The organism is Arthrobacter sp. TB 26, assembly GCF_000427315.1.
Taxonomy (GTDB): Bacteria; Actinomycetota; Actinomycetes; order Actinomycetales; family Micrococcaceae; genus Arthrobacter.
Genome location: NZ_AUPJ01000285.1, coordinates 4,691 through 11,437, shown reverse-complemented (window position 1 = coordinate 11,437; position 6,747 = coordinate 4,691). Strand labels below are relative to the sequence as shown.

The following is a 6,747-nucleotide window of genomic DNA, read 5'->3' as shown; positions in this document are numbered from 1 at the left end:
GGCCAGCCAGCCGCCGTCGTCGGTCGTTTCCGCGCCGCACCCCGCACCGCCGGCCCCGTCCCAGGCCACTGCCACGCTCCAGCCCCAACTGGCGAAGCCGCTCTTCACCCTTGCCGGGGCGCCGCAAGGCCAGCACATCATGACCCTGCAGGTGAACCCCGAGGACCTGGGCCCCATGACCGTCAGGGCGCACATCGACGCCGCGGGAGTCCGGATCGAGCTCTTCGCCCCGGGAGACGCCGGACGCGACGCCATCCGCGCAATCCTGCCGGAACTCCGCAAGGAACTCGCCGATGCCGGCTTCGGGGCCAGCCTCGACGTCTCCGAGCACAACGGCCCGGGCAGCTCAGCACGGGACGGAACCAGCCCGGACCCGAACGGGCAAGGCGCCGGGCGGGACTCCAGCTCCGGGCCGGGCAACCGCCACGGCCCGGGCGATCCGCGCCCTGGCCACCGCTGGGACGCCCTGGCCGACGGCGACGCCCTGCGCACCGCCCGGATCCTGAACGGCCCCCAAACCACCCTCGACATTCTTGTCTGACACGAAGGAACGCGACTTATGACGATCCAGCCCATCGCTTCATCGCCGGTCACGGCTGCGGGGGAGACCCCGCAGCCTGCTGCCGTGCGGGCGCCCGTGCAGGCCATGGATTCGGAGGTCTTTATGTCCCTCCTGGTGGCGCAGCTCAAGAACCAGAACCCGAGCGCCCCCATGGACACCAACCAGATGATGAGCCAGACCATCCAGCTCTCCATGATGGAGAAGATGCAGGAGCTGACCACCAACAGCAAGGAAGGGTTTTCCCTGCAGATGCGGCAGGCCGCAGCCCAGTTGATCGGCCATTCCGTCGGCTACACGCTCGGCGATGGCACCACCGGCACGGGCATCGCCAGCTCCGTGTCGTATTCGGGAGCTGTTCCGACCGTCAAGGTCGGCGACCTCTCCATCCCCCTCGACTCCATCACCGGGCTCACCGCTCCGGCCGCCTCCTGACCAGTTTTCCACCCGTAGAAAGGCAGTTCCCATGCTCCGCTCGCTGTACTCCGGAATCTCCGGCCTTCGCGCCCACCAGACCATGCTGGATGTCACCGGCAACAACATTGCCAACGTGAACACGGCGGGCTTCAAGGCTTCCTCCACCCAGTTCCAGGACACACTGTCGCAGATGACGCAGGGCGCCTCCGGCCCCCAGGCGGAAACCGGCGGCAGCAACCCCGCACAGATCGGCCTGGGCGTCCGAGTCGCCGGCGTCAGCACCAACTTCGCCCAGGGCTCCTCACAGAGCACCGGCCGCGCCACGGACATGATGATCTCCGGCGACGGTTTCTTCGTCACCAGTAAGGGCGGCCAGCAACTCTTCACCCGCGCCGGCGCCTTCAACCCCGACGCCGCCGGCCAGCTGGTCAGCCCCGACGGCGGCATCCTGCAGGGCTGGCCCGCCGACAATAATGGCGTGGTCAACACCGGCGGTCCGGTCAGCGGCATTACCCTGAACTCGAACACCCTGGTTCCCGCCAACAAAACCTCGACGGTGGCGGTGGACGGCAACCTGCCCAGCGACGCCGTGAACGGCACAAAGCTTGAGCGCGTCGTGAAAACCTACGACGCCCAGGGCGCAGAGAAGAATTTGGCTCTCACCTTCAGCAAGACACTTGCCGGGTGGGATGTGTCGACTGATGGCGGGGCTACAACCGATGGTTCTCTGGTATTCGACGGCAGCGGAGTGCTGACCTCGGGGAACCCGGTCACGGTTAGCGGCGGAACCATCACCGTCAACCTCCCAACTGTCACGTCCTACGCGGGGCTGACCTCACTCGCCATCAGCGGCCAGAACGGGTCCGCCGCCGGCAAACTGGAATCCTTCACCCTCGGCAACGACGGCTCCCTGATCGGTTCCTTCAGCAACGGCGTCAAGCAGGTCCTCGCCAAGATCGCGCTGGCAAAGTTCACCAACCCCTCCGGCCTGGAGAAGGCTGGCGGTTCGTCCTACGTTGCTACCGCCAACTCCGGCGGCGTGCAGCTCGGCGGAGCGGGCGATGCCGGCATCGGGAGCCTCTCCGGCGGCTCGCTGGAGATGTCGAACGTGGACCTGTCCCAGGAATTCACCAACCTGATCGTCGCCCAGCGCGGCTTCCAGGCCAACGCCCGCATCATCACCACCTCGGATGAGGTCCTGCAGGAGCTCGGCAACCTCAAGCGCTAGAATTCCCGAACACCATGTGGGGAGAACCGCCGTGCCGGCAACGGTGCGGCGGTTCTTTTCGTGAGTCAGCCGGAACGGCCCGCCGCCTAACGAACCGGGCCTCTCTGCCGACAGTAGAAGGAGAACACCCTTCCCCCTGCCTGGCATCGCTGAGCAGGTCAAACGCTGAGCAGAAAACAGAGCAGAATCGGCCCATGATCGTCGTCACTCGCCTCAACGGAACGCGTTTCGCGGTCAATCCGGACCTGATCGAGCGTATCCACGAGAGCCCGGACACCCATCTGGTGACCCTCGACGGTGCCGCGTACGTGGTGCTGGAAAGCCTTGCCGAAGTGGTTGAACTCATTGCCGACTACCGGGCCTACGTCCTAAGCAAAGCACGGGACTTCCCTGCGGTGACCGGATACCCCTTGAGCCTCGTTCCGCCGTCGGACCCCGCGGACGACCGCCGCCGCCCAGCACCTGAGCCACCAAGAAAGTAATCCATGGATCCCGCAACAGTCATCGGACTGCTTCTCGCCTTTGGTTCCCTCATCGTTATGGTCCTTCTCGAGGGCGGCAGCCTCAGCTCCCTCGTGCTGCCGGCCCCCATGATCCTCGTTTTCGGGGCTACCCTGGCCATCGGACTGGCCGGAAACACACTCAAGGATGTCATCCAGGCATTCAAATCCGTGCCGGGAATGTTCATTGGGAAAACGGCAAAACCGCAGGACAGCATCGACCAGATGGTGCGCTTCGCTGAAAAGGCCCGCAGCGAGGGCCTGCTCTCGCTGGAGGAAGAGGCCGCCGGCGTCAACGATCCCTTCCTGGCCCGGGCGCTGCAGAACATTGCCGACGGCACCGACGCCGAGGACCTCCGGATGCAGATGGAGGACGAGATCGATACGAAGTCCCGCAGCGATCACGCCTCGTCGAAGTTTTTCGCGTCCCTCGGCGGCTATGCCCCCACCGTCGGCATCGTTGGAACTGTGGTGTCCCTGACCCACGTGCTGGAAAACCTGTCCCAGCCGGATGAGCTGGGGCACATGATTGCCGCGGCCTTCGTCGCCACCCTTTGGGGCCTGCTGTCCGCCAACTTCATCTGGCTCCCGTTCAGTTCGCGTCTGGCCCGGCTGTCCGAACTGGACATCGAACGCCGGACGCTGCTGATGGAAGGCATGCTCGCCGTGCAGTCCGGCGCTCAGCCGCTGCTGCTCGCCGAGAGGCTCCGCTCCATGGTTCCCGAGCACCAGCTCAAGAGTCCCGGAAGCAGCCGCAAGGCGGCCAACGGCGACGCTGGAACGATGGACACCGCCGCGTGAGTGGCCGCAGACGCCCCCGCAAGAAACCCGAAGAGCACCACGTTGACGAACGCTGGATGGCGTCCTATATGGACATGGTCACGGTGCTCATGTGCCTGTTCATCGTCCTCTACGCCATGTCCACGGTCGACGCGAACAAGTTCGAGAAGCTGCGCAATTCCCTCGCCACCGGCTTTGGGGCGGTCGCGAGCGAGACAGTGGACACGGCAGAGGGCACAGTGGTTCCGCCCGAACTTGCGGACAAAAACCTGGAGGCGTTCGCCGCGCTCCAGTCCGCGGGTTCACCGGCAGCACCCGACGCCCTCGAAGCGGCCTTGAAGGAAGTTGACCGGCTGCGTGCCCTTGAAACGCAGATGAAGGCAGGCCTGGCGGCCGCCGGGCTCAGCGAGAACGTTGAATTCCAGATCGACCAGCGCGGACTTACGGTCAAACTGATCGGTTCCCAGACCTTCTTCGCGCCGGACCGGCCGGAACTGACCGATCGGGCGGCCCAGGTCTTGACAATCATCTCTCCGATCCTCGGTCCGGCGTCTCTGGAGATCATGGTCGAAGGCCACGCTGCCAACGGCATCACCGCCTACCCGTCCACCTGGGAGCTGTCCTCGGCCCGGGCCGTCAACGTCCTGCGCTACATGGTGGATCGCGGCGGGATCGCGCCGGCAACCATCGGCGCCGTCGCCTTCGGCTCCGCGCGGCAGGTCAACGACGACTCCACCCCCGAGCTCATGGAACGAAATCGCCGGGTGGACATCGTGATCATCTCGGACCAGCCCGACGTCGTCCGGGCACTGATTCCGGAAGTGCTCAAGCACAGCGGGAAATAGGCGGTTACTGCTTGCTGCGTACTGCTTACCACTGCGGATCCCTTGCCGATAGTGGCAACCGTGAGTGTTTTGGATGAGCGGGAAGTGGCGCGGGAGCGGGCGGTTAGCGTCTACGACTTCCGCCGTCCCGCGACGCTCGCCCGGGAACACAGCCGCGTCCTGGAACTCGCCTTTGAAACCTACGCCCGCCAGTGGGGAACCCAGCTGACCGCCAAGGTCCGCGTCAAATCCGTGGTCCGACTCGAAGACGTCAGCATGGTCAGCTACGACGAGTACGCAGCCTCCCTGCCCGCGGTCACCGCCATGGTGCTCTGCACCGTCGAGGGACACGATTCCAAGCTCGTGGTGCAGTTCCCCGCCCCCGCAGCCCTCGGCTGGGTGAACCGCATGCTCGGCGCCTCCAACGATGCGCCCATGCCGGACCGCAAGTTCACCCAGATTGAACAAGCCCTGGTCAAGGGGCTTATGGATGAGGCCCTGGAAGACCTCGGCTACTCTTTGGGACCGCTGCTGAGCGAAACCGTCCGGGTCGACACTATCCAGTACAACTCCCAGTTCGCTCAGGCCGCAGCCCCCAGCGAACTGATGATCGTCGCTGCGTTCACCATCAACGTCGGCGACATGAGCGCCCCCGCCACCCTGGGCGTCCCGGCAGCGCTCCTGCTGGGTCGGCTCAAGAAGGTCAACCCCACCGACAACCGGGGCGACGCCGCCGCCCGTGTCAGCGCCCAGCTGGAACGGGTTCCGGTGGAACTGTCGGTGCGGCTCTCGACGTCGTTTGTCACCCCCAGCCAGGTCCTTGGCCTCGCGGTGGGAGACGTCCTGACCCTGCCGCACCTGGAGAACCGGCCGTTTGACCTCACCCTGGACGGCACCCGGCTCGCCACGGCGGCCCCGGCCCGCAACGGGTCCCGCGCGGCCGCAGTCATTGTCACAATCGAGGAGAATCACCGATGAGCATCACCCTGACCAGGCACGAATCGTCGGCGGAACGGCTCGTTGAAGAACTGCCGAGCCCGGTGGCGCTCAAAGTGCTGGCACTCGTGCCGGCCCGCGCCGCCGCGGCGTACGCCCGCCAGGCCGTCACCGCCACGTTCGTCGGCTCCGTCACCGCAGATCTCGCGCTGATGCTGAGCGACCGCACCTTCCTCGACGAAGCAGCCGGCGGCATGGCGGGGGCCCAGCCCGGCGTCGTCTCAGTGACGGACGTGCTGCGCCCCGCGATGGAAAGCGCCAGCTCGGTATTCGGCGCCGGAGTCCTGAGCGACCTGCGCGAGTCCGACGCCTCCGGCCTGCTCTCCGACCCCGACACCGCGGTCTTCGAACTCTCCGACGGCGTCAACGCCGCCGCCTGGTTCGCCGTCCGCCTCCGCGAACACAGCACCAGCCAGGACCGCGCAGGCGACGTGTTCGCCGGCGGCGAGGCCGTGGCCGGCCGCCTCGGCCGGATCAACAACATCGAAATGGCCCTCACCGTGGAGATCGGGCGCACCCGCATGTCGGTGCGCGACGTGCTCTCGCTCGAACCGGGCAAGATCATCGAACTCGACCGCTCCGCCGGCGCCCCGGCGGACGTCCTGCTCAACGGGCGGCTGATCGCCCACGGCGAAGTGGTGGTTCTGGACCAGGACTACGCCGTCCGGATCACCCGCATCCTCGATGTTGCCGAGGGACTTAGCTGAATGGACGCACTGATCCTCGGGCTGCGGGTATTCGTGGCCCTGGGCGCGGTGCTGGGCCTCATGTGGCTCCTGCAACGACGGCTCGGCAAGGGCACCGGACGGCGCCGGGCCGACCGCGCACTGACCATTGTCAGCCGGCAGAGCGTCGGCCAGAAAGCCTCGGTCGTGGTTGTCGATGCCTCGGGGCAGCGCTTCCTCCTTGGCGTCACCGAACACGCCGTCAACGTCCTGCACACCGGCGACATCCCGGCCGAAGCTGAGGAAGCCGCCGTCCCCGAAACCCGTCGCGGAGCCGGCGAATTTGCCCGGATACTCTCCGGCTTCGGCCCGCTGCCCGGCCGGCAGGCCGCCTTCGAGGAACTCACCGAGGACAGCGTGGACGCCGCCGACTCCGGGCCCGCGAACGCCCCGCTGCCCCGCCGCAGCACCCTCCACCGGGACTCCCATGCGCGGGGGCCCGCACTGCGTGGAACCACGTCCGGCGCGGCCGGCCATCCGCCCCTGCACGGGTCAATCCTGGCCGGCTCCACGTGGAAGCAGGCCGCTGCCGCTCTCAGGAGCGGGCGCCGCAATTGAGCTCTCTGACTTCCCGCTCCGCCTCCGCGCGCCCAGCTGCCACCCGCCCGGGCTCCATTCGATCCTCCAGGGGCTTGGCTCTGGGCCTCGCCGCCGTCTTGTTCGCGGTGCTGCTGCTCTGGCTGACCGCCTCGGCCGGCCAGGCAGCCCCCATCGACCC

9 protein-coding genes and 1 pseudogene (1 of these 10 running past the window's edge) are annotated in these 6,747 nt (G+C 66.9%); all 10 read left to right on the top strand.

All coding sequences use genetic code 11. The features are described 5' to 3' along the window. On the top strand, window positions 1–541 hold a 541-nt coding region (locus K789_RS0110185), incomplete at its 5' end, for a flagellar hook-length control protein FliK (protein WP_024366667.1). 18 nt (window positions 542–559) lie between these two features. Continuing rightward, window positions 560–994, top strand: coding sequence for a flagellar hook assembly protein FlgD (locus tag K789_RS0110180; protein ID WP_024366666.1), 435 nt, complete (start codon window positions 560–562; stop codon window positions 992–994). 31 nt (window positions 995–1,025) lie between these two features. Next, complete coding sequence (locus tag K789_RS0110175) at window positions 1,026–2,204, top strand: flagellar hook protein FlgE (RefSeq protein WP_024366665.1); 1,179 nt, start codon at window positions 1,026–1,028, stop codon at window positions 2,202–2,204. Between the two features lie 194 nt (window positions 2,205–2,398). After that, on the top strand, window positions 2,399–2,686 hold the full coding sequence (locus K789_RS0110170; RefSeq protein WP_024366664.1) for a flagellar FlbD family protein: 288 nt from the start codon (window positions 2,399–2,401) through the stop codon (window positions 2,684–2,686). Window positions 2,687–2,689: 3 nt separating this feature from the next. Then, window positions 2,690–3,505 (top strand): motility protein A, encoded by an 816-nt coding sequence (locus K789_RS0110165; protein WP_024366663.1) that lies wholly within the window; start codon window positions 2,690–2,692, stop codon window positions 3,503–3,505. After that, a complete protein-coding gene (locus tag K789_RS0110160) occupies window positions 3,502–4,329 on the top strand; it encodes an OmpA/MotB family protein (RefSeq protein ID WP_024366662.1) in 828 nt (275 codons plus the stop codon). The genes K789_RS0110165 and K789_RS0110160 overlap by 4 nt, the downstream gene beginning before the upstream one ends. Before the next feature lie 60 nt (window positions 4,330–4,389). Further along, window positions 4,390–5,286, top strand: a complete 897-nt coding sequence (locus K789_RS0110155) for a flagellar motor switch protein FliM (protein ID WP_024366661.1) — start codon at window positions 4,390–4,392, stop codon at window positions 5,284–5,286. Beyond that, complete coding sequence (fliN, locus tag K789_RS0110150; protein WP_024366660.1) at window positions 5,283–6,011, top strand: flagellar motor switch protein FliN; 729 nt, start codon at window positions 5,283–5,285, stop codon at window positions 6,009–6,011. The genes K789_RS0110155 and fliN overlap by 4 nt, the downstream gene beginning before the upstream one ends. Then, a complete protein-coding gene (gene fliO, locus K789_RS26180; RefSeq protein ID WP_024366659.1) occupies window positions 6,012–6,587 on the top strand; it encodes a flagellar biosynthetic protein FliO in 576 nt (191 codons plus the stop codon). A gap of 56 nt (window positions 6,588–6,643) precedes the next feature. After that, window positions 6,644–6,747, top strand: a pseudogene (gene fliP / locus K789_RS0110140) (flagellar type III secretion system pore protein FliP) (it continues 723 nt past the right edge of the window).